We start from the raw sequence: 23167 nt of genomic DNA, 5'->3' as shown, positions 1-23167 counted from the left end.
TTTAGCTGGTCGAAACCAACTGCGGTGCATTCTCTTTCAAGAATTCGTCGATGTGCGCCCAGGTGGAGTCTCTCGCGGTGGGGCCGGCAACGAGCCCGAGGTGACTTCCCGGCGCCTTCTCGAACCGGACCGACGGCGCTCCGGTGAGGACCGACGTGATCGCTTCCACCGAAGCGATGGGTGCAATCACGTCAGTGGTGCCGCCGACCGCGAGAACGGGAACGCTCAGAGCTGACAGTTTGATCTCGCGTCCGGCAAGCGTGACGGTGTCGTTGAAGAGATTGTTGCCCAGCATGAGTTGTTCGCAGATCTGCTGAAAAGCCTTGCCAGGGTATCCAGGCATGGCTGCCATGAACTTGTCTATCGATTCCATGCGAGCCAGTGTCTCGGTGTTGTGGAGGTTGCGCATGATGAACCATGGCTTGAGAACTTCGCGCTGCAACGCCGTCACCTTGTAACTCGCCTGAACGAGTGGAGCAGGTAGTCCGCCGACAAGATTGGTCGCGGACGTGAGTGGGGTGTCGCCCGTGTATTTGCCGATCAGCCTCAAGGGGCTGATAGCGGGAATCTTCGTGTAATCGATTGGCGTTCCGATTGCCGTGATCGATGCGATCGGCAGGTCGGAGTGAGCGGAGCCCGTGAGCAGAGACATGGTCCCGCCGAGGCTCCACCCGATCAGCGAAACCGGTGCGCCGTCATGTAGGTCCGAGATCGTACGGATCGCTTCCGGGATGATGTCGTCGACCCAGGCCTCGAAACCCATCCCGCGGTCGGAGTACCGCATGGTCCCGTAGTCGAGGAGGTAGGGCGTGTTCGCCCCATCCAGTAGGTGCGCGGCGAGGCTTTGGCCCGCACGAAGGTCGTAACAGTCGGCTGAAACCGCGAGGGGCGGTACGAGGAGAACCGGATTACCTCTTGGCCTCCACAATGCGCCGAAGCGATACAGATCGCGGTGTGGACCTTCGCTGATCAGTACGGACGGGGTGCGTTCGGTCTTCTCGACACCGTCGCCGAACGAGAGTCCCCATGCATTGCGTGCTGCGGTGTCCAGCGTCGGACGCCACGTCGCGATCAAACCACTGATATCGAGCACTGGTTCCCCTCGGAGTCGAATCGGCGGACGGCCGAGTCAGCCGCGCTCGGTGTATGTTACCTGCCTTCACATACATCGATCTCAGGGGTGTAAAAACCCAGCTCGGCAACGGAGCCACCGTGCCGAGCTGGGCTGATCGGGGTGATATGGCAGTGATCGGGTGGGGACGATCAGGCGGGGACGATCAAGCCGGTCGAGGCTGTGGCCGTCGCGTATCGCTGTGCAACGTCTTCCCAGTTGATGACGTTCCAGTAGGCCTTCACGTAGTCGGCCTTGACGTTCTTGTACTGCAGGTAGAAGGCGTGCTCCCACATGTCGAGCATGAGCAACGGAACGATACCGATGCTGATGTTGCCTTGCTGGTCGGTGAGCTGCTCGATGACCAGGCGCTGCCCGACCGTGTCGTAGGCCAGTACCGCCCAGCCGGACCCCTGCAAAGTGGTTGCTACAGCGGAGAAGTGGTTGACGAATGCGTCGAAGGTGCCGAAGTGCTCGTCGATTGCGGCTGCCAACTCGCCCTCTGGCCGCTCACCGCCGTTGGGGGAGAGGTTCTTCCAGAAGATGGAGTGATTGGTGTGGCCGCCGAGGTGGAAGGCGAGGTTCTTGCTGAGCAGCGGCGCCTTCGCGGTGATCGTGCCGTCTTCGCGCGCAGCAGCCAACTGCTCGATTGCGCTGTTGGCGCCCGCCACGTACGTGGCGTGGTGCTTGCTGTGGTGCAGTTCCATGATCTCGCCGGAGATGTGCGGTTCGAGAGCGGCGTAGTCGTAATCCAGTTCGGGGAGAACGTATTCAGTCATGTGACATGCCTTCCTTTGAGGAAATGTTGTGAGTCGAGAGATTCCGATAGGTTCGATTGTGATAGACGAGCGGCGCTGACATGTGCTGCGGATCGATGACGTCGACGACGCGTGCAGTGACGATCACTGCGGCGCCACATGTAGTGGCATTCAAGGGAACCGCACGCAGGGCGTGGCCTGTCCCATGTAGGAACGGTTCACCCGTCGAGAGAAACGACCAGGGCATATCGTCTCCGAAGCGCACAGCGCCGCGGGTTGCGAACGTGGAAGCCAGTCGTTCGTTCGCCGAATTTGCCAGGTGAACAACAAAACTGCGGGCGGAAGCGATGACGCTCGCAGAGCCTCGCAACGACTGCAGTGAAAACGCCAGAACTGCAGGATCGGCGCTGATCGAGATCACCGACGATGACGTGATGCCGGCCGGGCCGTCATCGCCCGTTGCGGTGATGATCGAGACGCCGGCGGGATGGTTCCGGAACGCCTCGACGAAGGAGTTTCGGATGGACGGCTCCGCATCAACAGAGTCGTCCGAAACAGATTGGGTGCCAACCAGTTTTGTGGTCACTCCTCGCCCCTCTTCTGTCTCGGGTTTTGCTGCCGTTGCACTGTCTTGTGCAATACCGACGTTAAAACCTCGAGTGCAGTTGAGGTCAAGATGCTGTGGCGGACCTCACCGTCCGAGCTTGGCTGCCAGACGTTCCATGTATCCGACAACCTCGTCGGGGCTCTTGTCCGGAGTGCCGAACATTGCTTCGGTGACACCGATGTCTTCCCAGTGGGCGAGCTTCTCCGAATCGGGTTTGCCTGCCAGGACGGTTATTTCAGGCTCGCCGACTCTACCTGCTTCGGCCCAGATCTTTCGGAGCAGTTCCACGTTTCCGTCGATCTCCTGCTCGATGGGTGTGGTGATCCACCCGTCGGCAGACTTTGCGATCCACTTGAAAGTCTTCTCGTTGCCGCCGCCGCCCAAGAGGATGGGAGGACGGGGCTTCTGAACTGGTTTGGGCCACGCCCAGCTGGGTCCGTACTTCACGAATTGGCCGTCGTACGACGCTTCTTCCTTCGACCACAGTTCGCCCATGGCTTCGAGATACTCGCGGAGTGCGGTCCGGCGTTTGTTGGGCGGTACGCCGTGGTCGGCGAGTTCCTCTGCATTCCAGCCGAATCCGACGCCGAAGACCACGCGTCCGCCGGAAAGATGGTCCAGCGATGCGATGGTTTTCGCGAGAGTGATCGGATCGTGTTCGAGGGGGAGGGCCACGGAGGTGCCCAATCGGATGGTGTTCGTGACCGACGCGGCGGTGCCGAGGGCAACCCAGGGGTCGAGTGTGCGCATGTAACGGTCGTCGGGCAATTCTGCCGACTGGGTTCCGGGGTGATCGGAATCCCTAGATACGGGGATGTGAGTGTGCTCCGGAACGTAGAAGGCGTCGAATCCATTCGCCTCCGCAGCCTTTGCTGCATCGGCAGGGCGGATGCCGCGATCACTGGTGAACAGGCTGAGTCCGTAGCGCACTGGTTCTCCTTCGATGGTCCGTCGAAAAACTGTAACCTGTTGCATCTTCGTTCGGATAGGTTTCCGGCCCAGTAAATCGATTGCCGACGTGACCGGGGACGTGGTGAACTCGGGCGGACTTGTTGTGGGTCGAGAAGTGGATGCAGTAGAGGTGGATGCAGTAGTGATGGATGCAGCGGAGATGAATCGGTTGTCGTGGAATGCGGCGACCGTCGCTCACAACAGTCACAAAGGAGACCAGGCACAGTTCTTTCGCAACGGCGGGTCGACCTTGTATCCGGAAGAACTGGCGCTGCTCGGCGAGATCGACGGCTCCTCGATTCTTCATCTGCAGTGCAATTCCGGTCAGGATTCGTTGAGTTTGGCCGCTCTCGGTGCCGCGGTGACCGGCGTCGACATCGCGGATTCCGCGATCGACTTCGCCCGAACCTTGTCCGCGGAATCCGATATTGCCGCCGATTTCGAGCGTGCCGATGTATCTGCGTGGCTCCGCGCTGCTGCCGCTGGCCAGAGAAAGTTCGACCGAGTCTTTTCTTCGTACGGAACGGTGATCTGGTTACCCGATCTCGACGAGTGGGCCGAGGGGATTGCCGGTGTTCTGGCGCCGAACGGTCGATTCGTTCTGGTGGAGTTTCATCCGTTTGCCATGTGTTTCGACGAGAAGTGGTCGCTGACATACCCGTACGGAGGCGGGACTCCCGTGACCGAACCCCGTGGCGTGGGCGACTACGTGGCAGACTCGGCCGATCTCGTCTTGCCAGGCGCTGAGGGAAACGGAGTCGAGAACTTCGAAAATCCTTTCCCCTCATGTGAATTCAACTGGTCCATTTCCGAGGTGCTAGGAGCTTTGCGGCGCGCCGGATTGACGCTCGAGTCTTTCGACGAGTACCCGTACGCCAACGGTTGGCAAGGATTCGAGGAGATGGCTGAACTCGGCGGCAAGCGTTGGGGAGTCCCGGCCGGACGACCCGAGATCCCGCTCATGTATTCGCTGTCGGTTCGCTTGGCCGACTGACGCCTATTTCCCCCGCATTTGCGGGTAATTGCAGACACAGGTAGTAATTACCCCCATGCCCTCGACGCCACTGACACGACGCATCGCCGTCGACCTGTGCCGTCTTGGTGCCAACTGCTGTTGCTGTTGATTCCCTCCGACTCTCCTGAGTGAGAATGGCGCCGCTCTGTGCGCCTTCGCCCCTGCATATGCGCCCGTTGCTGCATGTGTGCCGGAATTTTCCGTACGTCGAGGAAGAACAGCGATGTCGACTCCTGTCGAAGCAATAGAACCAACATCAGTCACGGAACCGAACCGTGAGCCGCGTCGGCCGTGGACTTCGAGTGTGACCACTGTCGGACTGCCGGTGCTTTCCGTGATCGCATTCTTGGCCCTGTGGCAGGTCGCTGCCGCGAGCGGCACCTGGAGTGAGACCTTCGTGCCGTTCCCGAGCACGGTCTGGCATGCCTTCGTCAACACGATGACCACGCACGACGGAGTGCGCGGCTACCAGGGCTACCTGCTCTGGGAGCACCTCTACATGACGCTGCGACGGGTGCTGGTCGGTGTGATCATCGGCGTCGGAGTGGGCGTGATCCTCGGTTTGGCCATGGGATCGGTGACATGGCTGCGGAGCCTGCTCGAACCGTGGTTGACGTTCCTGCGCGCACTGCCGCCCCTGGCGTATTTCTTCCTGCTGGTGATCTGGCTGGGAATCGACGAGGCGCCGAAGATTACATTGCTGGCGCTCGCTGCTCTTCCGCCGGCAGCGGTGGCCACCACAGCTGCTGTGGTCGCGGCGCCGGTCGGACTGGTCGAAGCGGCCAGGGCCCTGGGAGCCTCACGGGCGCAAGTGATCCGGGACGTCGTCGTCCCGTCGGCCTTACCGGAAACTTTCACGGGCATTCGGCTGTCGGTAGGTATGGCGTACTCGTCGGTGGTCGCGGCCGAACTGTTCAACGGCATCCCCGGAATCGGCGGAATGGTCAAGGATGCAAGCAATTACAACAACACACCGGTCGTGCTGGTGGGGATCTTTGCCATCGGATTCTCCGGCCTGATCATCGACGGACTGCTGCGGGCTGCAGAGCGCCGCGCCGTTCCCTGGAGGGGAAAAGTATGACTGACAATCAGAAACACGCCAGCAGCAATCTGAAGCGCAGCAGTAATTCGACGCCCAATGAAGGAAGGGCTGCCCGGACGGCGTTCACGGTGCTGATCGGCGTCCTTGCCCTTGTTCTCGGTGCGTGCTCGGTTGATCATTCGGGCCAGGATTCGTCCAAGGAAACGATCCGTATCGCTTACCAGTCGTTCCCGAGCGGCGACTTGATAGTCAAGAACAATCGCTGGCTCGAAGACGCACTGCCCGAGTACAACGTGAAGTGGACGAAGTTCGATTCGGGAGCCGACATCAACACCGCCTTCATCGCCGGTGAAATCGATTTCGGCGCAATCGGTTCGAGTCCGGTTGCTCGTGGACTCTCGGCACCGCTGAACATTCCGTATCAGGTCGCGTTTGTTCTGGACGTGGCCGGCGACAACGAAGCCCTGGTGGCGCGCAACGCAACCGGAATCAAGACCGTCGCAGATCTGCGCGGCAAGAAAGTGGCCACGGCATTCGCCTCGACCGCGCACTACAGTCTGCTGGCAGCGCTGAACCAGGCCGGACTCAGTGCCGACGACGTCCAATTGGTGGATCTCCAGCCGCAAGCATCCCTCGCAGCCTGGCAGCGCGGTGACATCGATGCCGTCTACACCTGGCTGCCCACGCTCGACGAACTCCGTAAGGACGGAACACAGTTGATCGCCAGCCGTGAGCTCGCGACAGCAGGAAAGCCGACACTCGATCTTGGTGTGGTGTCGACTGCGTTTGCCAAGAATCACCCCGAGATCGTCGACACCTGGCGCCAGGTTCAGGCCCGCGCGCTCACGACGATCGCCACTGATCCGAACGCGGCAGCGGAAGCTGTTGCCGCACAATTAGGCGCCTCGAAGGAAGACGCGGCAGCGCAGTTGAAACAGGGTGTGTTCCTCACTCCGGAGCAGATCTCCTCGCCGGAATGGTTGGGCACCGAGGGCGCTCCCGGGAATCTGGCAGTGAACCTGCAGAGTGCAGCGCAATTCCTGGCCGAGCAGAAGCAGATCGACAGTGTGCCTGACCTGACGGTCTTTCAGAGTGCTCTCTATGTGAAGGGGCTTCCCGATGTCCTTGACCAGTAGCGTGACCGCGCAGCAGGCCTCGGGTGGATTCGCCCCCGACCGCCCGGGCGCGATCCGAATCGACACCGTCTCACACAGGTACGGCCACGGTCGAGAGTCCGTCACGGCACTCGGGCCCGTATCGATCGACGTCACACCTGGTGAGTTTCTGGTTCTCGTCGGAGCGTCGGGTTGCGGCAAGAGCACATTGCTGCGGCTGATCGCGGGTTTCGAAAGTCCTTCCAGTGGAACGGTTCAGGTCTCCGGATCCGACCCGATTCCCGGGTCGAGTGCGGGAGTGGTGTTTCAGCAGCCACGGCTCTTTCCGTGGAAATCGGTGGGCGGCAACATCGATCTGGCACTCAAATACGCCGGCGTTGCGAAGAGCGAACGCGGGCAAAGGCGTGACGAGCTTCTCGACCGCGTCGGTCTGGTCGGCACTGCGGACCGGCGTATCTGGGAAATCTCCGGCGGGCAGCAGCAGCGGGTGGCAATTGCTCGTGCCTTGGCGGCCGAAACGTCGTTGCTCCTGTTGGACGAACCCTTTGCCGCGCTGGACGCCCTCACTCGCGAGCGTCTGCAGGAGGACCTGCGCAGTGTCAGTGCCGAATCGGGGCGAACAAGTGTCTTCGTCACTCACAGTGCCGACGAGGCGGCCTTTCTCGGCTCCCGCGTCGTAGTTCTGACAAGCCGACCGGGCAAGGTCGCGCTCGACCTGAAAATCGATCTGCCACGAACCGGCGTCGATCCCGACGATCTCCGAGGCTCACCCGAATACGCGGCATTCCGAGCCGAAGTCGGCCATGCGGTCAAGGTTGCAGCTGCAGCGTAGGTACCCTGCGCGTCGACTACCAGGTGGCCGCGTCGATAATGGGAAGGAGAACGTGCAGGACACGACGAACAAGGAGTGGTCATGGCAACTGAGGTGGAGTCCGGTGACCTCGTGCAGGCAGCCGGCCATGCGGGTCCGTGGACGGTAGTCGAAGTTCGCCAGGGGATGGCGCTGCTCGAACACAGTGACGGGCACAGGTTGTCGCGTCGAACGACGACGTTGACCGTCGTCCGCAAGGGCTCGGGCAAGAAGGCAACGGCCGTCGAAGACGGGAAGGACGAAAACGGATCGCCAACTCTGTTCGACTGAAACCGCAGCTCGACTGAAACCGCAGCTCGACTGATCTTCCGTCAGTTCGAGACGGCGTCAGCTGGAGAAAATGTCGTCTACGCGTTTGTCGAAGTATTCGGCGATTCGGAACGCCAGTGACAGACGCGGGTCGAAGTGTCCCTTCTCGATCGAGATGACGGTCTGGCGTGTGATGCCGAGCGCGTCGGCGCACGCTTGCTGTGACAATCCGGCTGCCGTACGAAGTTCTTGAAGGTTGTTGCGCATCAGATCTCGTCAGATCTCGAATGTGGGGTGCGGTCCCTCGACACTGCCCAGTACCGGATTCCGAAGTCGGCCAGACCGAGGGCTGTAAACATTACGAGCGGCAGTTCGGGAGCGCCGAAGACATTGTGCGCGATCAGCGCGATCCCCATGGCAGTGATCAAGTCGGTGAACGCGCCGAAGCCGGCCTTGCGACTCCATTCTGTTTCGACGGTGTCCTCGGGGTAGGCGGGGGCCTTGTCGTTCTCCGATGGAAAAAGGGCCCACGCCGACCCGATACAAGCCGGTGCCATGACGATTGCGAAGACGATGAAGGCCAACGTCTTCCGATCATCGGCGGTCAATGTTGCAAAAAAGCTGAAGGCTAGCGTTGCTGCGACGCCGATACCGATGATCAGGCTCCACCGTGCCGTGGTGCTCATGAAGCCTCCCAGGTGTAAGAGTTCTTTGACATGCCTGAGCGTAGGTCTACGTGCGCTGGATGTCAAAGAACTCTTACATCGCGCTGAGGGTCAAGCGACCCCGAACGGCGCTGCGTATGAAAACTTCCCCGTCTGATCGGGGCGGTGCGTGGTGAGGGTCCTGATCTGAAAGTGCTCGCCCCACTCGGCTTCCGGAGACTCGATCCCGGCGTCCGTGCTGGTGACGAACCCGAACTGCGGGTAGTACTCGGTGCTGCCCAGGAGGGCGAGCAGTGGCACGTCCAGAGCGTCGGACGCACCGATCACCGCGTGCATCAGCGCCGAACCGACGCCGCTGCGTTGGTTGTCCGGTGTGACTGCCAACGGGCCGAGGCCAACCGCCTCAACGGGACCGACCCATCCGCGTGTTCCGATCACGAAACCAACGATCTCATCACCGGCGACGGCGACAAGGGACAACTTCGGTAAGTAGTCGTTCGAGGCGAAGAGCTGACGTGTCAGTTCGATCTCGTAGGGAGACTCGCCGGGCGGCGCTTGGTCGGCAAACGCCGCCCCGAGCAGTGAATAGATTGCGTCACGGTCGGAAGAAGTTTCGCGGCGGATGTACATGGCCACGAAACTACCCGCTTCATCTCCGATCGTGCTCCTCGTTTTCGGCCTGACGTGCCACTCGCTTTTCGTAATCCGCACGCCCGTTCGGATCTACCGATGTCAGCGCGCGGCGATCGTCGATCACCCGGCGTCCGATGTTGATCATCCATTCGGGTACTACAGCGTCGATGAGGTCCCAGCCCGCAAGGTAACGCGGAACAGTAGTTTCGGCTCGCCGGTGCGCGACCGTGTCGACGACAGCTTCGGCCACGACCTCGGGTTCAACCGTCGGCATGCCCTTTCCGAGTGGCACACCGGAGGAGAGCCCGGTGCGCACCGCGCTGGGCAGGATGGCGCTGACGCTGACGCCGGAATCTGCGAATTCGACACGAGCAGAGGCGGAAAGGCCCACCGCACCGAACTTGCTTGCGTTGTACACGGCCATTCCTGGCACCGGTAGCTTGCCTGCCATGGATGCGATGTTGACGACATGGCCGCGTCGCCGATCCACCATGCCGGGCAGCACGGTGCGCATCCCGTGAATCGGGCCCCAGACATTGACGTCGAGGGTTACTCGACTGGTGGCGTCGGACTCGTCGAGGAAGCTGCCGAGCGGCATCACGCCCGCATTGTTGACCAGAATGTCGATGTGACCGAATTCGCCGATCACTGTGGAGACGAACACATCCCAGGATTCGCGTGAGGTGACGTCCAGAGCGTACCCGCGGGCCCGTGCGCCGATGGATGCGGCGGTGTCGACGGCCGTCTCCTCGTCGAGGTCGCCGACGCAGACGAGTGCGCCGCGAGCTGCGAACAACTCCGCTGTGGCCCGGCCGATTCCGCGGCCACCTCCGGAGATGACGACGACTGCTCCGTCGAGATCGATCGGCGGGTAGGTGGTGCCGAAAAGGCTCATGTGGTGTACTCCGGTTCGGGGGTGGTGGTGGGCTCAGCGGGGGTGTCGTCTGACGCAGGGTTGTCGGACAGCGTGTGGTTGTAGGCGTATGGATCGAAGGCCCGTAGCCGTCGACGCATGGCTCCTGACGACCACGGCCAGTTGAAGCTGTTGCGGCCGTTGACGTCGAAGAAATAGCTTTCGCAACCACCGGCGTTGTAGACCGTGGTACCCAATGCCTCCTGAACTTGAGAGTTGAAGGCTGCCTGTACTTCCGGGCGCACGTCGATGGTTCTCCAGCCGTGCCGACGAGCGTGGCCGATCGCCTGTGCCACATAGTTCAGTTGGGCTTCCAGAATCATGAAGGCCGACGTGTGCCCGGTGCCGAGGCTCGGGCCCAGCAGAATGAACGCGTTGGGGAATCCGCTGACGGCGGAACCGAAGTACGCCCGCGGGCTTCCCTGCCAATGATCGTCGAGTGATCGACCTTCTCCGTCGAATACCTTTGATGCGATGGGCATGTCGAGGATGTGGAAGCCGGTTCCGAAGATGATGGCGTCCACTTCCGATTCCACTCCGTCGGCGCCGATCACGGTGTTGCCGTGGATCTCTTCGACTGCGTTGGCATGGACGGTCACGTTGGGTCTGCCGAGGGCCGGGTAGTACGAGTTCGACATGAGTAGTCGCTTGCAACCGAGGGTGTAGTCGGGAGTCAGCGCCTTGCGTAGCTTCGGATCGCGCACCTGCAAGCGCAATTGGGCCGACCCGAGTTTCTGCACGATACGCAGGATCCACGGATTGCGGAACCCCAATCCAAGCGCTTCCATGATTCCGTATTCGATGCTGCGTAGAGCCTTGTGCGCTCCCGGTACGAATCGCATGACGGACCTTTCGATCCGCGGTACGTAGTGATCGGGTTTGGGAAGGACCCATTGAGCGGTGCGTTGGTAAAGGTGAAGGGCGGACACGTCGGAGACGATGCGCGGCACGAATTGGACTGCGGAAGCGCCGGTACCTACGACGGCGACGCGCTTTCCGGTCAAGTCGTAGTCGTGATTCCACTGCGAGGAATGAAACACCTCGCCCTCGAACGTTTCCAGCCCGGGGATCGCCGGCGTCAAGGGTTCGTTCCACGGGCCGGCGGCGGCTATCACGAAACGAGCAGTGAGTTCACCGCTGGAAGTTGTGATCTTCCAGAGTGATTGCGATGCGTCCCACTGTGCGGAGAGCATTTCTACCCCGAAGCGAACGTGCTTGTCGACCCCGTGGCGGACGGCCGTGTCCTCGATGTACTCGCGGATCTCCGGCTGCTCCGCGAACAGTCGGGCCCAATCCGGATTGGCGGCAAAGGAATACGAGTACAGGCCGGACGGGACGTCGCAGGCACAACCGGGATAGGTGTTGGCGCGCCAGGTGCCGCCGAGGGAGTCCGCTTTCTCGAGCAGGACAAAATTGTCGATCCCGAGGCGCTGCAGGTGAATTGCTGCACCGATCCCGGAGATCCCGCCACCGATGATCACGACCTCGAAGTGGTCAGTTCTGTTGTTCACTGAGTCTGCGCTTTCACTGGTGGGACGGGGTGGAGTGGAACGGGCGCGCATCGAGTTCGCGTTTCACGCTCGCACGTGTTGTACGTAGGGATGATTCGAAGGTGGCGAGCCGCCGTCGGCCGTCCATGAAGTTGGCGCCCATGACGGCGAGATCGTCGTCGGTGGCGTCTATGCGCAAGACCCTGGTTCCCGCAGCGCGCACCAGTTCGATTTCCCGGTCGAGGCCCTTGGACATGGAGTTCCGCAGGGCGCCGCGTTCGATACGGGCGGCGCCGCGCGCCGGCTTCAGTGTTCGAGATGCCATGGGCGCCAGTACAACCAGCTCGTCGAGTTCGAGGGGGAGCAGGAGGTCTACCGATGCCGTGGACGCCGCGCCGCCGTCGATGTACCTGACGCCGTCGATGGTGACAGGTGGGAACCAGCCGGGAATCGCCCAAGACGCTCGAAGCGCTTCACCGACTGTCGCTTTCGGAGCCCCCTGTGCCCCGAACGCGACCCGTCGCCCGGTTCTGTAGTCCATGGATACCATGTACGCGCACGGATGTGGGAGCCACGAATCGCCAGGGGCAAGAGATTCGGCGAGCGTGGTGAGCCAGGACGGGTCGCCGCCACCACGCGGTGCGATACCGCTCATCCGGCTCAGAACGGGAAGATCTCGACGCGTCACCAGTCGTGGATTGCCGATCCCCAAACTCGGAAGTGGCGGGATTCTTCCGGGCGCCGATGCTGTGTGGGCGAGGAGTTCGGGACGTGCGGCGGGCTCTCCGAGTTGCATGGCTACCAACTCGTCGACGCCGACTCCGCTGCCGAGCATTGTCACGAACTCGGCTCCGGCGGACGTGCCGATGATGGCGGTGGCTTCGCGGGGATCCCAGTCGAGGGCGTCCCGAACCGAGGCGAGGGCAGCAACGGTCCAGGCGAAGCCGAGGGTGCCGCCGCATCCGATTGCCAATCCCCGTCTAGGCGCGCTGTGTCGTCCGGACCCGGGCGCGGTGGTGCCGGTCACTTCTGAAGTCATATTTCGGAGACTATCAGTATCTGAATAACGTGGGTACCCCAAATTCGGGTTTCGGGAGTGCGCCTGCGGTGCGCTTCCGGTATTCGGCTACCGTTGGAATCTCGATACTCAGAACCGCGAGGAGGTTCCGATGGCGCGATTGACCAGGCAGGAAGCGCAGGCGATGACCCGCGAGACCTTGTTGGCGACGGCCGTCGAACATTTCCTCGATCGCGGGTACGCCGCCGCGTCGCTCGATCAGATCGCCGAGGATGCCGGTTATTCCAAAGGTGCGGTGTACTCGAACTTCAAGAACAAGGACGAGTTGTGCGCCGAGGTGCTCGGCCGAATCAGGTTGACCAAGGTCGGCGAGATCACCTCACAGCTCGGAGCCAATTCGACGCTCGACGACGCGGTGGCCGAGTTCGCGCGATGGGCCGAGCGAACCATCGGGGACAAGAGATGGACGTTGCTCGAAGTCGAGTTCTCGGTGCGATCGCGGCACAGCGAAGAGATCCGCGAAAAGATCGCGACGGGTGCCGATCAGGTGCGCGGACTGATTGCCGGAGTGGTGCAACATCTTGCCGAGTCCAACGGCGTGACGCCGACACTGGACCCGAACGCCGCGGCACTGCGCATACTCAGCGTCGGAATCGGTTTGGGGCTACAGCGTGCGATCAGCCCTGAGCTGCCTGTTGATCCGCTGGTGGATACGTTGCGGGAGATTTTGCTGGGTGGGTGAGTAGAACGCGGAGCATTCCGCCGATCTCGGCGACGGCGGTGCGCGAACCGGCGCTCGGTCCCAGAACGTTGACGAAGCCGTGGATGAACCCGCGATAGCGTCGATCGGTCACGTGAACACCGTTGTCGCGCAATCGAGCTGCGTAGGCTTCGCCTTCGTCCCGGAGTGGATCGAATCCCGCCGTGATCACGATGGCCGGCGGCAGTCCGGTCGCGTCGGGGGCGCGTAGCGGCGACACCATCGGATCGAGTCGATCGGCATTGCTGCCGAGGAAGCTGGACTCGTAGAAGTTCATGTTGGCCTCGGTCAGGAAGAAACCTTCACCGAACGTCGTTCGCGAGGGGGCCTTCTCGTGAAAGTCGGTCGCGGGGTAGATCAACAGCTGCGCCGCCGGTGGGGTCTTGCCGTCGTCGCGGGCACGCAGCGCGACCGTTGCGGAAAGATGCCCGCCCGCGCTGTCGCCCCCGACAGCGATGCGCGTCGGGTCTGCGCAGAACTCGTCGGCGCGGTCGACGATATCGAGGTAGGCGGCATAGGCATCGTGTACCGGTGTGGGGAAAGCGAATTCGGGTGAGAGCCGGTAGTCGACCGAGATGACCCGTGCGCCGGAGGTTTCGGCCAACAGGCGGCACGGGGCATCGTGGGATTCGATGCTGCCCTGTACCCACCCTCCGCCGTGAAAATAGACGAGCAGAGCGCCGGTGTCGGCTGTCGGGACGTAGAGCCGGGCGCGAAGCGGGCCGTCGGCACCCGAAACGGAGATCTCCTCGGTGTGGACGGGCGTGGGCCTGCCGCCCATCATGATCGCGGTTCGGGTGAGATTGGCGCGAGCAGCGGCGAGTGACTGGGGATCGGTTGAATGCGAGGGGAGTGGCCGCGTCTTCGCGAGCGTGAGCAGAAGGTGTGCGTCGGCGTCGAGCGTGTTGCCCTCGATGACGACGGGTGGTCCGGTGATTCGACGTTTCACCGCGCTGGGCAGTGCGAATGCGGCTGCCACCAAGGATGCTTCGGCGCGATCTCGAATGCTGCGGCTGCTGGCCTGCTTCACGGATTCCGACACGTGGCGCAGACTACCAAGCATGACTACTGCGGCACTGTCGATCACGCAGATCGAGAACACACATCTGGTTCGGTGCGGTCACGCCAATTGGGTCCTGGTCGAAGAAGGGTCCGATCTGACCTTGATCGACGGCGGATATCCGGCCAACGGCACCGACGTCGAACGCTCGATCGAACAGATCGGTCACCAGCTCGGGGATGTTCGGGCAATTCTCGTCACTCACGCGCACATCGATCACATCGGTGGGATCGCGGACATCGTGACTCGGCTCGAGGTTCCGGTCCTGATGGATCCGTTGGAAGTGCCTCATGCGAAGCGGGAGTATCTGCAACAGTTGTCGCCGGTCGGAGTTCCGTTGCTGTTGTGGCGGCGAGGTGCTCCGAAATGGCTTCGCGACGTGATCGGAGTCGGCGCGTTGAAAGGTGCGGAACTGCCTCGGGCACAGTCCTTTGCGTCCGGTGGTGCGCTGGACGTTCCCGGTCGGATCGTGCCGATTCCCACTCATGGGCATACCGACGGCCACAGCGCTTACCTTGTTCCCGACGCAGGAGTGATCGCGTCGGGTGACGCTCTGGTGACCGGACACGCGACGTCGAGTGTCGCCGGACCACAATTTCTGGTGTGCCCCTTCAATCATGACCGTGAAGCGACGGACCAGGCGTTGGACAATATCGCCGCTGTACCTGCCGGCGTGCTGTTTCCCGGACACGGTCCGGTTTACGAGGGCAGCATGACTGCCGCGGTCGAACAGGCCCGAGCGGGCCGGACGAGGATGCGTCCATGACTACTGTCGAAACGGTCGACGAAGGTGCGGTGCACGGTTTCCTTCATCGACCTGCATCTGTGTCCTTCGCGTCGCCCGTCGCCACGCTTGCACTGACTCACGGCGCGGGAAGTAACTGCGACACCGTGCTGTTGCGTGCTGTTGCCGACGGCTTTGCTGCGGCAGGAGTGCAAGTTCTGCGCTTCGATCTCGCGTTTCGGGTGCGTCGAGCTTCGGGCCCTCCGCATCCGTCGCGTGCTGCAGAGGATCGCGCGGGCATTGCCGAGGTGATTGCTGCTCTTCGCAAGGACTACTCGGTGCCCGGACCCGTTCTGCTCGGCGGACATTCGTACGGCGGTCGGCAGGCGTCGATGCTTGCGGCGGAGAACCCGGGACTTGTCGACGGCCTGGTCCTTCTCTCCTATCCACTGCATCCACCGAAGAAGCCCGAAAAGCTCAGAACCGAACACCTGCCCGAACTGAACACACCGACCGTTGTCGTCCACGGTTCGAAGGACGAGTTCGCGACAACGGAGGAGATGCGGGCAGCACTCGCCTTGATTCCCGCCGCGACGCGTCTGGTGGAGTTCGAAGGAGCTCGACACGACTTGTCCGTGGTCAAATTTCCGGTGGTGGAGGAGACAGTCGCGGCCGCATCGGCGGTGTTTGCGTTCTGAACGCCGAGCGGGCGGTTGCCCGTGTCGGTGGTTCCTGGTGAGATCGAACCATGAGTGCCCAGCCGTATCAGCCCAGTGCCCTGTCCGACGTCACGGTGAGCGTCGACGGTGACGACACAGTCGTCAGCTTTCCTCGGGTGCTGCCGTATTCCGTCGAGAAGGTGTGGGAGGCGATCACCGACCCGGAGATGTTGGCGCAATGGACGCCGTACACCGCCGATCGGAACCTGAGCCGTACCGGTGATGCGGTGATCACCATGCTCACCGAGGACGGCGCCCCCGAAATGTCGCTGCCGGTCACCGTTCACGTCGTGGAGACCACTCGGCGGCTCGAACACGAGTGGGGCCCGGACGAATTGGTGTGGGACCTGACCCCGATCGAAGGCGGTACCCGCGTCGTGCTGACGCAGAGGTCGCGCGCCGAGGGGATGGCGTCGGCGCTCGCTGCGGGGTGGCATCTGTGCTTCGACGTACTCGATGCCCTTCTGGCAGGCGAGCCCTTCGGACCGATTGTGGGTGAACGGGCGCGCGAGTACGGCTGGGACGCACTCAACTCCGGTTACGCGCGACAGTTGGGCATCGACGAATCTCAGGTCTGGTAGCTGCTCAGAGTTTGCGACTGGCAGGCTTTCTGGTGGAGGCTCGCGCGATCAGTTCGACGGGAAGCTTCACGGATTCGACGCTCTTGCCGGAGATCAGTGCCAGTAGGTGCTCGAGCCCGGTCGCACCGATCTTTCGAGCGGGGGACCTGACCGTCGTCAGGGGCACCGGGAGTTGGGAGACAACCGGAATGTCGTTGTAGCCGACCAACGCAAGATCGTCGGGAATGCTCAACCCGAGATCACGGGCCACACCGAGTACGCCGATCGCGATGGTGTCGCTCACCGTGAAAACGGCGTCAGGGCGCGTGTTCCCGCTGAGCAGTGTGGCCGCCGCATCGACACCCCCTTGAACTTCGAACTCGGACGCCACTATTCGGTGCGGCGGCAGTTCCAGACCGGCTTCGGCCAGGGCATCGCGGAAACCCGCGACGCGTTCCCGCGACGTGCTGGCGTGATCCGGCCCCGCGATCACTCCGAGATCGCGATAGCCGCAGTCCAGTAGATGCTTCCCCGCGAGGTAGCCGCCGAGGCGGTCGTCGCCGCTGACAAAGGGAAGGCTTCGGTTGACGGATGACGTCGCCGAGTCGATGTGCCGGTTCAGCAGCAGGATCGGCAGTGAGCGCAGGGGGAGCGAGTCGACGAAATCGGTACCCGGCAGGTGGATGCTGCTCAGCATGAGACCGTCGACCTGTCGGCTCACCAGGAACTCGACCGCTTTGCGTTGCGCTTCCAGATCGTCGGGCGGGCTGGAGAGCAAGACGGAGTACCCGGCTGCGGTGGCGGCTTCCTCGATGCCTTGGAACATGGTGGCCACTACAACGTCTGTCAGTCTCGGCATCACGACGCCGATGGTGGTGGTCTTGCGGGTACGAAGGCTGGCCGCCCACAGGTTCGGTTGGTAACCGAGTTCCTCGGCAACCTGACGAACTCGGAGTGCGGAGTCGGACCAACCGTCGGCGGGCTCGGGCTGACGGAGGACCCGCGACGCCGTCGAGATGTGGACCCCGGCCTGGTCGGCGATTTCGCGCAGCGTCGGCGGACGGCCGTTGCTGCGGTTCGACGGATCGGGCGTCATCTGCGTCGTGGCTCCTGGTGTGCGTCGGTTCTGAGTTGGTTCGGTGTCGGTCGGCAGTTCGGGGATTGACGGGTGCGCAACCGGGCTCTACTCTAGGCGATGCAAACGATTGCGCAATCGTTCTCGCAAAGGATTGCGCCCGAGAACACTGGAGGCCCCGTGACCACGCCGCAGTCCCTGTCCGAGCTTTTTGCCATCGACACCCTGCTGGACGCCGAGGAGATCGCGATCCGCGACACGGTCCGCAAGATGGTCGACGATCGCATTCGCCCGCACGTAGGTGAATGGTTCGAAGCGGCAGCACTGCCGGCTCGTGAGCTGGCCAAGGAACTGGGCGCGCTCGGCGTACTGGGCATGCACCTCGAGGGCTACGGCTGTGCCGGGATGAGCGCCACGGCGTACGGGTTGGCCTGCCAGGAACTCGAAGCTGTCGATTCGGGCATTCGCAGCCTCGTCTCGGTCCAGGGCTCGCTCGCCATGTTCGCGATCCACCACAACGGAAGTGAAGAGCAGAAGGAAGAATGGCTCCCGCGAATGGCGGCGGGTGAAGCCATCGGCTGCTTCGGTCTCACGGAACCCGATTTCGGATCCAACCCCGGCGGTATGCGAACCAACGCCAAGCGCGACGGCGACGACTGGATCCTCAACGGCACCAAGATGTGGATCACCAACGGCTCCATCGCGGACGTCGCCGTGGTCTGGGCTCGAACCGACGACGGCGTGCGCGGATTTGTCGTTCCCACCGACACTCCGGGATTCTCCGCCCCCGAGATCAAGAACAAGATGTCGCTCCGGGCGTCGGTCACCTCGGAACTGGTGCTCGAGGACGTGCGTCTGCCTGCCTCGGCGATGCTGCCCAAGGCTCGCGGACTGTCCGGCCCGCTCGGCTGCCTCAACGAGGCACGCTTCGGCATCATCTTCGGGGCAATGGGTGCAGCACGTGACTGCCTCGAGACTGCGATCTCATATGCACGTGATCGCAAGGTCTTCGACAAGTCGCTCGCCGCGTATCAGATCACCCAGGCCAAGATCGCCGACATGGCAGTCGAATTGGGCAAGGGGCAGTTGCTCGCCATCCACCTCGGGCGCCTCAAGGACGCCGGGACGGTTCGCCCCGAGCAGGTCAGCACCGGCAAGCTCAACAATGTCCGCGAGGCCATCAAGATCGCCCGTGAATGCCGAACCATTCTGGGCGCCAACGGCATCACGCTCGAGTACCCCGTGATCCGGCACGCCAACAACCTCGAATCCGTTCTCACCTACGAGGGCACGTCCGAGGTTCACCAGCTCGTGATCGGCCGCGCTCTCACCGGTGAAGAAGCTTTCCGGTGACGGCAGACGCTGTCGGAGCGCTCGACGGGTTGGTGATCGCTGATTTCGGCCGCGTCCTCGCCGGTCCGTACGCCACGATGATTCTCGCCGACCTGGGTGCCGAGGTCGTCAAGATCGAGCGGCCGGGTGTCGGGGACGACACTCGCAGCTGGGGCCCACCGTGGGTGGGGGACGAGTCGAGCTACTTTCTGTCGGTGAACCGTAACAAGAAGTCGGTCACTCTGGACCTGCGCGAGCGCGAGGATCTGGAGAGTGCACGCGAGCTGGTTCGCAATGCGGACGTCGTGGTGCAGAACTTCCTGCCGGGAACGATGGACCGTCTGGGGCTGGGCTACGACGCTGTCCGAGAAATGAATCCGCGTGCGGTCTACTGCTCGATCAGCGGCTTCGGTGGCAACAACTCTCTGCCGGGATACGACCTGTTGATTCAGGCGGTCGGCGGATTGATGAGTATCACCGGACCCGATCCCAAGACTCCCACCAAGGTCGGTGTCGCGGTGGTCGACGTCATCACCGGCCTGCATGCCAGCGTGGGAATCCTTGCAGCGCTGCGCCATCGCGATCGCACAGGCGAAGGGCAGCACGTCGAGGTCAATCTGTTGTCCTCGTTGCTGTCCGCACTGGCCAACCAGTCGTCCGGCTACGTGGCCGCGGGCGTGGTGCCGCAGGCAATGGGCAACCGGCATCCGAGCATCGCACCATACGAGGTATTCGACACCGCGGACCGTCCGCTGGTCCTCGCGGTCGGCAATGATCGGCAATTCAGTTCGTTGACAGAGGTTCTCGGAGTTTCCGAACTTGCCGCTGATGCGCGTTTCGCGTCCAACAGCGACAGGGTTGCGCATCGAGAAGAGCTGTTCGACGCCGTCACTGCTGCATTGGCCAAGGGCTCTGCGGACTCGTGGTTCGAGGCACTGACCGAGCGAGGTGTTCCGTGTGGGCCTCTCAACGACATCGCCGACGCGATAGCGCTGGCGGAACGGCTGAATCTCGATCCGGTGGTGTCCATCGACGACCCGCGTCGCGATGCACCGACTCGGCAGGTAGCCAATCCGATTCGGATGAGCGGCACGCCGGCAACCTATCGGTCGGCCCCGCCGCGGTTGGGGGAGGACAGCGTTCCCACTCCGTCCGGAGTCAGTTGACCCAAGCGAATCGGCCACCGGAATACCGGTGGCCGATCTGCGTGTGTGGCCGACTCAGCTGACCTTCAAGACCAGCTTTCCGGTGTTCGCTCCGGCGAAGAGAAGATTGAGGCTGTCGCCGAACGCGTCGATACCGCCGTCGACGACGTGCTCGCGAGCAGTCAATTCGCCACTCTTGATCCACTTTCCGATCTGCTCTTGTGCTTCTGCGTAGCGATCGAGGTAGTCGAAGACCACGAAGCCGGCCATCGTGGCGCGGTTGACGAGAAGTGACAGGTAGTGAGCAGGGCCTGGCTGAGGTTCGGTGGCGTTGTAGCCCGCGATGGCGCCGCAGATGACCACCCGAGCGCCGAGGCGCAGACGGGAGAGAGCGGCGTCGAGAATTTCTCCGCCGACGTTGTCGAAGTACACGTCGATACCGTCGGGAGCGTTGGACTTGAGCGCCTTGTATACGGATTCGTTCTTGTAGTCGATGGCGACATCGAAGCCGAGGTCCTCGGTGAGCCACGCGCACTTCTCCGGACCGCCGGCGATGCCGATGACCTTGCACCCGTGGAGCTTTGCGATCTGGCCGACCAGACTGCCGACCGCACCCGCGGCACCGGACACGACGACGGTGTCACCGTCTTTCAGCTTTCCGACGTCGAGTAATCCGAAATACGCAGTGACGCCGGGGAAACCGAGAGCGCCGAGCCAGGTCGGTAGGGGAGCGATCGATTCGTCGACCCGAGTGACGTCTGTACCGTCGGAAACGCCGTACTCGGAAGCGCCGAAGGATCCGGCCACGATGTCCCCGACCTGGTAATCGGGGTGCTGTGATTCGGTGATGCGTCCGACGCCGTGGGCGCGCATGACGGAACCGAGCTTGACCGGCGGAACGTACGACTTGACGTCGTTGAGCCAACCGCGCATCGCGGGGTCGAGGGAGAGGTATTCGACCTTGACGACAAACTCGCCCGGTCCGGCGGACGGGATCTCGGCATCGACGTATTCCCAGGTGGAAGCGTCGGGAAGTCCTGTCGGGCGGGCGGCGAGGCGTACTTGGCGGTTGGTCATCTCTCCCCTTCGGCGAAACGAATTGAACTTGAGGCCGGATTCAATATAGGTGATGGATCACGAACTGGGAAGAGTTGGATGAACCGATTGACGACTATGTATGTTCGATCGATGAGCAATGTGGTCGAAGACGCGCCTGGTTGGTTCACTCGGGCGTTGGCAGCGCCGGTCGAGACGGGCTCGGTGGAGGTCGAGGGCGCCTCGGTGCACTTTCGGGCTTGGGGGCCGGCGGGGCAGGGAATCGTGCTGATTCACGGCGGCGCCGCCCACAGTCGCTGGTGGGATCACATTGCGCCGCAGTTCGCCGAGGGGCGCCGCGTCGTCGCTCTCGACTTGACGGGCCACGGCGACAGTGACACTCGCGACGCCTACGCGATGTCCCAGTGGGCTCGCGAGGTGCTGGCGGCGGCCGAGGCCGGGGGAATCGACGGCAAGCCGATTCTGGTGGGGCACAGTATGGGTGGGATTGTTTCTTTCGTGGCCTCGCATCTGCATGGCGAACTGTTGGACGGGGTTGTCATCATCGATTCTCCGCTCAAGGCGCGTACGCCCGAAGAGGAGGCGGCTCGACGCCAGAATGCGTTCGGCCCCAAGAAGGTTTATCCCACCAGGGAAGACGCGATGGGCCGTTTCCGCTTCGTTCCGCCGCAGGATTCGGGTCTGCCTGCGGTGCGTGACCATGTGGCGGCCACGTCGATGGAGGAAGTCGAGGGCGGTTGGTCGTGGAAGTTCGATCCGAATTTCTTTCTCCGAGTAGGCGCCGAAGATGTCCTCGACAGCGAACCACGTTGCCGCGTAGCCTATTTCCGAGCCGAGAACGGCATCGTGTCCGATCGACTCATGGAGCACATGCGCGGATTGTTCGGAACGGAGGCCATCGTGGCGGAGATTCCCGAAGCCGGACATCACGTCATGATCGATCAGCCGTTGCAACTCGTGACCGGGGTGCGAACTGTGTTGAGTGCGTGGTCCGTCGCAAGTCAAGTGCCGGTAGATCAAGCGGCAGGAAACGTCGAGGGAAGGGTAGAAGCATGAGCACGGAATGGACGCTCGAACCGAAAGTCGAAGCTGCACTGAAGTTGTGGCACACCATGATCGAAACCGGCGATCTGTCGGCGCTACCGACGATCGTCGCGCCCGACGCGCAGTTCCGATCGCCCACGGGATTCAAGCCGTACCAGTCCGCGGATGCCGTTGTGCTCATTCTCAATACGGTGATCCAGGTGTTCGAGAACTTCGAGTACCACCGTCAGTTCGCCGGAGCCAACGGTCGACAGGTCGTGCTCGAATTCAGTGCGAACATCGGCGACAAGAGTCTCAAGGGAATCGACATGGTCGAATTCGACGAGGACGGCAAGATCGTCGATTTCGAGGTCATGGTGCGTCCGGCCAGCGGGCTCGCGGCTTTGGCTGCCGAAATGGGTAAGAGGCTCGGGCAGACGCTACCGACCTACAAAGCCTGAACTGAGTCCGGCCAAGGCTCAGTTCGTACTGAATCCGCCGTTGGAGTGAAGGAGTTGTCCCGTAATCCAGCCTCCGGCGTCGGACATCAGAAACCGGACGAGGTTTGCAGTGTCGCCGGGAGTACCCAGCCGGCCGGCAGGAGTCTGGAGGGTTGTGGCCTGTCTGATCTCGGGTGTCATCCATCCTGTGTCGATAGGTCCTGGGTTGACGACGTTGGCTCGTATGCCGCGTGATCCAAGTTCGACTGCGGCGGCGATGACGATGCGGTCGAGAGCGCCCTTGCTGGCCCCGTACGGAAGATTGTGGGCCGCATGGTCGCTGGTGAGTGCGATGATCCGCCCGGCCACCTGACTGACGTCGCGCTGTTCCGGAAGCCGTTCAGCGAACGCTTTGATCAGCAGCCAGGAGGCGCGAGCGTTGACGGCGAAATGTCGTTCCCAGCTCTCGACTGTGGTATCGAGGATCGAGCTGTCGACGCTTTCGCAATGTGAGAGCACCAGCCCACGGAGGTCGTTCCGCGCTGCGGCAGCGTCAACGAGATGATCGGCCACGTCGGGCGAGGCCAGATCTCCGGGAACCAGGTCGACACGGCTTCCGAGTGCGCGACACTTCTCGGCAATGTCTTGCGGATCGTGCGCTCCGCGCCCGAACCCGACGCGTTCGTCGTAAGGCTCCCAGTAGCCGATAGCCAGATCCCAACCATCCTCGGCAAGGCCCAATGCGAGGCTCGCTCCGATCGACTTGCTCCGACCGACACCGGTGATCAATACGGTCCCGCGCTTGTCAGACACTGCTCGCCTCCAGAGATGTCCT

Annotated in this window: 27 protein-coding genes; 13 read left to right on the top strand and 14 right to left on the bottom strand. The window is 62.5% G+C overall.

Annotated elements, in window-relative coordinates; all coding sequences use genetic code 11:
• Position 1: 1 nt before the first annotated feature.
• The 4 genes from P0M12_RS06450 to P0M12_RS06435 all read right to left on the bottom strand — a co-directional run bounded on the left by P0M12_RS06450 (position 2) and on the right by P0M12_RS06435 (position 3406).
• A complete protein-coding gene (locus tag P0M12_RS06450; RefSeq protein ID WP_058226197.1) occupies positions 2 to 1093 on the bottom strand; it encodes an alpha/beta fold hydrolase in 1092 nt (363 codons plus the stop codon).
• Positions 1094 to 1263: 170 nt separating this feature from the next.
• On the bottom strand, positions 1264 to 1890 hold the full coding sequence (locus P0M12_RS06445) for a superoxide dismutase (protein ID WP_003940303.1): 627 nt from the start codon (positions 1888 to 1890) through the stop codon (positions 1264 to 1266).
• Positions 1883 to 2455, bottom strand: a complete 573-nt coding sequence (locus tag P0M12_RS06440) for a flavin reductase family protein (protein ID WP_042451450.1) — start codon at positions 2453 to 2455, stop codon at positions 1883 to 1885. Before P0M12_RS06440 ends, P0M12_RS06445 begins: the two co-directional genes overlap by 8 nt.
• 105 nt (positions 2456 to 2560) lie before the next feature.
• On the bottom strand, positions 2561 to 3406 hold the full coding sequence (locus P0M12_RS06435) for an LLM class F420-dependent oxidoreductase (RefSeq protein WP_050654799.1): 846 nt from the start codon (positions 3404 to 3406) through the stop codon (positions 2561 to 2563).
• Positions 3407 to 3494: 88 nt separating this feature from the next.
• Between P0M12_RS06435 and P0M12_RS06430 the strand changes: the two genes are divergently transcribed.
• From P0M12_RS06430 to P0M12_RS06410, 5 genes are all read left to right on the top strand, one after another.
• Positions 3495 to 4421: a class I SAM-dependent methyltransferase gene (locus P0M12_RS06430; RefSeq protein WP_058226195.1), complete on the top strand. Its 927-nt coding sequence runs from the start codon at positions 3495 to 3497 to the stop codon at positions 4419 to 4421.
• 244 nt (positions 4422 to 4665) lie between these two features.
• A complete protein-coding gene (locus tag P0M12_RS06425) occupies positions 4666 to 5523 on the top strand; it encodes an ABC transporter permease (protein WP_277377528.1) in 858 nt (285 codons plus the stop codon).
• A complete protein-coding gene (locus P0M12_RS06420) occupies positions 5520 to 6620 on the top strand; it encodes an aliphatic sulfonate ABC transporter substrate-binding protein (protein WP_231782504.1) in 1101 nt (366 codons plus the stop codon). Before P0M12_RS06425 ends, P0M12_RS06420 begins: the two co-directional genes overlap by 4 nt.
• On the top strand, positions 6604 to 7431 hold the full coding sequence (locus P0M12_RS06415; RefSeq protein ID WP_007733784.1) for an ABC transporter ATP-binding protein: 828 nt from the start codon (positions 6604 to 6606) through the stop codon (positions 7429 to 7431). The genes P0M12_RS06420 and P0M12_RS06415 overlap by 17 nt, the downstream gene beginning before the upstream one ends.
• Before the next feature lie 81 nt (positions 7432 to 7512).
• Complete coding sequence (locus tag P0M12_RS06410) at positions 7513 to 7740, top strand: hypothetical protein (RefSeq protein WP_030535223.1); 228 nt, start codon at positions 7513 to 7515, stop codon at positions 7738 to 7740.
• Positions 7741 to 7797: 57 nt separating this feature from the next.
• Here the strand turns inward: P0M12_RS06410 and P0M12_RS06405 are convergent, their stop codons facing one another.
• The 6 genes from P0M12_RS06405 to P0M12_RS06380 form a co-directional block, all read right to left on the bottom strand.
• On the bottom strand, positions 7798 to 7986 hold the full coding sequence (locus P0M12_RS06405; protein ID WP_003940277.1) for a helix-turn-helix transcriptional regulator: 189 nt from the start codon (positions 7984 to 7986) through the stop codon (positions 7798 to 7800).
• Positions 7986 to 8405 (bottom strand): hypothetical protein, encoded by a 420-nt coding sequence (locus tag P0M12_RS06400; RefSeq protein WP_218695843.1) that lies wholly within the window; start codon positions 8403 to 8405, stop codon positions 7986 to 7988. Before P0M12_RS06400 ends, P0M12_RS06405 begins: the two co-directional genes overlap by 1 nt.
• A 90-nt stretch (positions 8406 to 8495) precedes the next feature.
• Positions 8496 to 9014: an N-acetyltransferase gene (locus tag P0M12_RS06395; RefSeq protein ID WP_003940356.1), complete on the bottom strand. Its 519-nt coding sequence runs from the start codon at positions 9012 to 9014 to the stop codon at positions 8496 to 8498.
• Positions 9015 to 9033: 19 nt separating this feature from the next.
• On the bottom strand, positions 9034 to 9912 hold the full coding sequence (locus P0M12_RS06390; protein WP_065455251.1) for an SDR family oxidoreductase: 879 nt from the start codon (positions 9910 to 9912) through the stop codon (positions 9034 to 9036).
• Positions 9909 to 11441 (bottom strand): NAD(P)/FAD-dependent oxidoreductase, encoded by a 1533-nt coding sequence (locus P0M12_RS06385; RefSeq protein ID WP_277377527.1) that lies wholly within the window; start codon positions 11439 to 11441, stop codon positions 9909 to 9911. Before P0M12_RS06385 ends, P0M12_RS06390 begins: the two co-directional genes overlap by 4 nt.
• Before the next feature lie 13 nt (positions 11442 to 11454).
• Positions 11455 to 12459, bottom strand: coding sequence for a patatin-like phospholipase family protein (locus P0M12_RS06380; protein WP_042451435.1), 1005 nt, complete (start codon positions 12457 to 12459; stop codon positions 11455 to 11457).
• Positions 12460 to 12589: 130 nt separating this feature from the next.
• Here P0M12_RS06380 and P0M12_RS06375 point away from each other — a divergent pair, with 130 nt between their 5' ends.
• Positions 12590 to 13180: a TetR/AcrR family transcriptional regulator gene (locus tag P0M12_RS06375; protein WP_007733795.1), complete on the top strand. Its 591-nt coding sequence runs from the start codon at positions 12590 to 12592 to the stop codon at positions 13178 to 13180.
• Here the strand turns inward: P0M12_RS06375 and P0M12_RS06370 are convergent.
• Positions 13116 to 14240, bottom strand: a complete 1125-nt coding sequence (locus tag P0M12_RS06370; RefSeq protein ID WP_003940350.1) for an alpha/beta hydrolase — start codon at positions 14238 to 14240, stop codon at positions 13116 to 13118. The two genes, P0M12_RS06375 and P0M12_RS06370, sit on opposite strands and share 65 nt — an antisense overlap.
• A 19-nt stretch (positions 14241 to 14259) precedes the next feature.
• Between P0M12_RS06370 and P0M12_RS06365 the strand changes: the two genes are divergently transcribed.
• Genes P0M12_RS06365 through P0M12_RS06355 form a run of 3 tightly spaced genes read left to right on the top strand, consistent with a single transcriptional unit; the run spans position 14260 to position 16282 of the window.
• Positions 14260 to 15024: an MBL fold metallo-hydrolase gene (locus P0M12_RS06365; protein ID WP_042451433.1), complete on the top strand. Its 765-nt coding sequence runs from the start codon at positions 14260 to 14262 to the stop codon at positions 15022 to 15024.
• Positions 15021 to 15680 (top strand): alpha/beta fold hydrolase, encoded by a 660-nt coding sequence (locus tag P0M12_RS06360; protein ID WP_054827120.1) that lies wholly within the window; start codon positions 15021 to 15023, stop codon positions 15678 to 15680. The genes P0M12_RS06365 and P0M12_RS06360 overlap by 4 nt, the downstream gene beginning before the upstream one ends.
• A 50-nt stretch (positions 15681 to 15730) precedes the next feature.
• A complete protein-coding gene (locus P0M12_RS06355) occupies positions 15731 to 16282 on the top strand; it encodes an SRPBCC family protein (RefSeq protein ID WP_003940599.1) in 552 nt (183 codons plus the stop codon).
• A gap of 4 nt (positions 16283 to 16286) precedes the next feature.
• Here the strand turns inward: P0M12_RS06355 and P0M12_RS06350 are convergent, their stop codons facing one another.
• A complete protein-coding gene (locus P0M12_RS06350; protein ID WP_054827119.1) occupies positions 16287 to 17357 on the bottom strand; it encodes a LacI family DNA-binding transcriptional regulator in 1071 nt (356 codons plus the stop codon).
• A gap of 159 nt (positions 17358 to 17516) precedes the next feature.
• Here P0M12_RS06350 and P0M12_RS06345 point away from each other — a divergent pair, with 159 nt between their 5' ends.
• A complete protein-coding gene (locus P0M12_RS06345; RefSeq protein ID WP_003939770.1) occupies positions 17517 to 18689 on the top strand; it encodes an acyl-CoA dehydrogenase family protein in 1173 nt (390 codons plus the stop codon).
• Positions 18686 to 19834: a CoA transferase gene (locus P0M12_RS06340; protein WP_003939934.1), complete on the top strand. Its 1149-nt coding sequence runs from the start codon at positions 18686 to 18688 to the stop codon at positions 19832 to 19834. Before P0M12_RS06345 ends, P0M12_RS06340 begins: the two co-directional genes overlap by 4 nt.
• A 54-nt stretch (positions 19835 to 19888) precedes the next feature.
• On the opposite strand, the gene P0M12_RS06335 is transcribed toward P0M12_RS06340, so the two are convergent.
• Positions 19889 to 20890, bottom strand: a complete 1002-nt coding sequence (locus tag P0M12_RS06335) for an NADP-dependent oxidoreductase (RefSeq protein ID WP_003939765.1) — start codon at positions 20888 to 20890, stop codon at positions 19889 to 19891.
• Between the two features lie 111 nt (positions 20891 to 21001).
• On the opposite strand from P0M12_RS06335, the gene P0M12_RS06330 reads away from it, so the two are divergent.
• Complete coding sequence (locus P0M12_RS06330; protein WP_158170927.1) at positions 21002 to 21925, top strand: alpha/beta hydrolase; 924 nt, start codon at positions 21002 to 21004, stop codon at positions 21923 to 21925.
• Positions 21922 to 22353, top strand: a complete 432-nt coding sequence (locus tag P0M12_RS06325; RefSeq protein WP_054827117.1) for a nuclear transport factor 2 family protein — start codon at positions 21922 to 21924, stop codon at positions 22351 to 22353. Before P0M12_RS06330 ends, P0M12_RS06325 begins: the two co-directional genes overlap by 4 nt.
• Before the next feature lie 18 nt (positions 22354 to 22371).
• Here P0M12_RS06325 and P0M12_RS06320 read toward each other — a convergent pair whose 3' ends face one another.
• Complete coding sequence (locus tag P0M12_RS06320; protein WP_064443775.1) at positions 22372 to 23145, bottom strand: SDR family oxidoreductase; 774 nt, start codon at positions 23143 to 23145, stop codon at positions 22372 to 22374.
• Positions 23146 to 23167 lie beyond the last annotated feature (22 nt).

The organism is Rhodococcus sp. RCBS9 (assembly GCF_029457415.1).
Taxonomy (GTDB): Bacteria; Actinomycetota; Actinomycetes; order Mycobacteriales; family Mycobacteriaceae; genus Rhodococcus_F; species Rhodococcus_F qingshengii.
This window is presented reverse-complemented; position numbering and strand designations above follow the sequence as displayed.

Coding starts and splice junctions, on each gene's coding strand:
- P0M12_RS06445 (WP_003940303.1), bottom strand. CDS start 1,890: ATGACTGAATACGTTCTCCCCGAACTGGATTACGACTACGCCGCTCTC.
- P0M12_RS06425 (WP_277377528.1), top strand. CDS start 4,666: ATGTCGACTCCTGTCGAAGCAATAGAACCAACATCAGTCACGGAACCG.
- P0M12_RS06420 (WP_231782504.1), top strand. CDS start 5,520: ATGACTGACAATCAGAAACACGCCAGCAGCAATCTGAAGCGCAGCAGT.
- P0M12_RS06415 (WP_007733784.1), top strand. CDS start 6,604: ATGTCCTTGACCAGTAGCGTGACCGCGCAGCAGGCCTCGGGTGGATTC.
- P0M12_RS06410 (WP_030535223.1), top strand. CDS start 7,513: ATGGCAACTGAGGTGGAGTCCGGTGACCTCGTGCAGGCAGCCGGCCAT.
- P0M12_RS06405 (WP_003940277.1), bottom strand. CDS start 7,986: ATGCGCAACAACCTTCAAGAACTTCGTACGGCAGCCGGATTGTCACAG.
- P0M12_RS06400 (WP_218695843.1), bottom strand. CDS start 8,405: ATGAGCACCACGGCACGGTGGAGCCTGATCATCGGTATCGGCGTCGCA.
- P0M12_RS06395 (WP_003940356.1), bottom strand. CDS start 9,014: ATGTACATCCGCCGCGAAACTTCTTCCGACCGTGACGCAATCTATTCA.
- P0M12_RS06390 (WP_065455251.1), bottom strand. CDS start 9,912: ATGAGCCTTTTCGGCACCACCTACCCGCCGATCGATCTCGACGGAGCA.
- P0M12_RS06380 (WP_042451435.1), bottom strand. CDS start 12,459: ATGACTTCAGAAGTGACCGGCACCACCGCGCCCGGGTCCGGACGACAC.
- P0M12_RS06375 (WP_007733795.1), top strand. CDS start 12,590: ATGGCGCGATTGACCAGGCAGGAAGCGCAGGCGATGACCCGCGAGACC.
- P0M12_RS06365 (WP_042451433.1), top strand. CDS start 14,260: ATGACTACTGCGGCACTGTCGATCACGCAGATCGAGAACACACATCTG.
- P0M12_RS06360 (WP_054827120.1), top strand. CDS start 15,021: ATGACTACTGTCGAAACGGTCGACGAAGGTGCGGTGCACGGTTTCCTT.
- P0M12_RS06355 (WP_003940599.1), top strand. CDS start 15,731: ATGAGTGCCCAGCCGTATCAGCCCAGTGCCCTGTCCGACGTCACGGTG.
- P0M12_RS06350 (WP_054827119.1), bottom strand. CDS start 17,357: ATGACGCCCGATCCGTCGAACCGCAGCAACGGCCGTCCGCCGACGCTG.
- P0M12_RS06335 (WP_003939765.1), bottom strand. CDS start 20,890: ATGACCAACCGCCAAGTACGCCTCGCCGCCCGCCCGACAGGACTTCCC.
- P0M12_RS06330 (WP_158170927.1), top strand. CDS start 21,002: ATGAGCAATGTGGTCGAAGACGCGCCTGGTTGGTTCACTCGGGCGTTG.
- P0M12_RS06325 (WP_054827117.1), top strand. CDS start 21,922: ATGAGCACGGAATGGACGCTCGAACCGAAAGTCGAAGCTGCACTGAAG.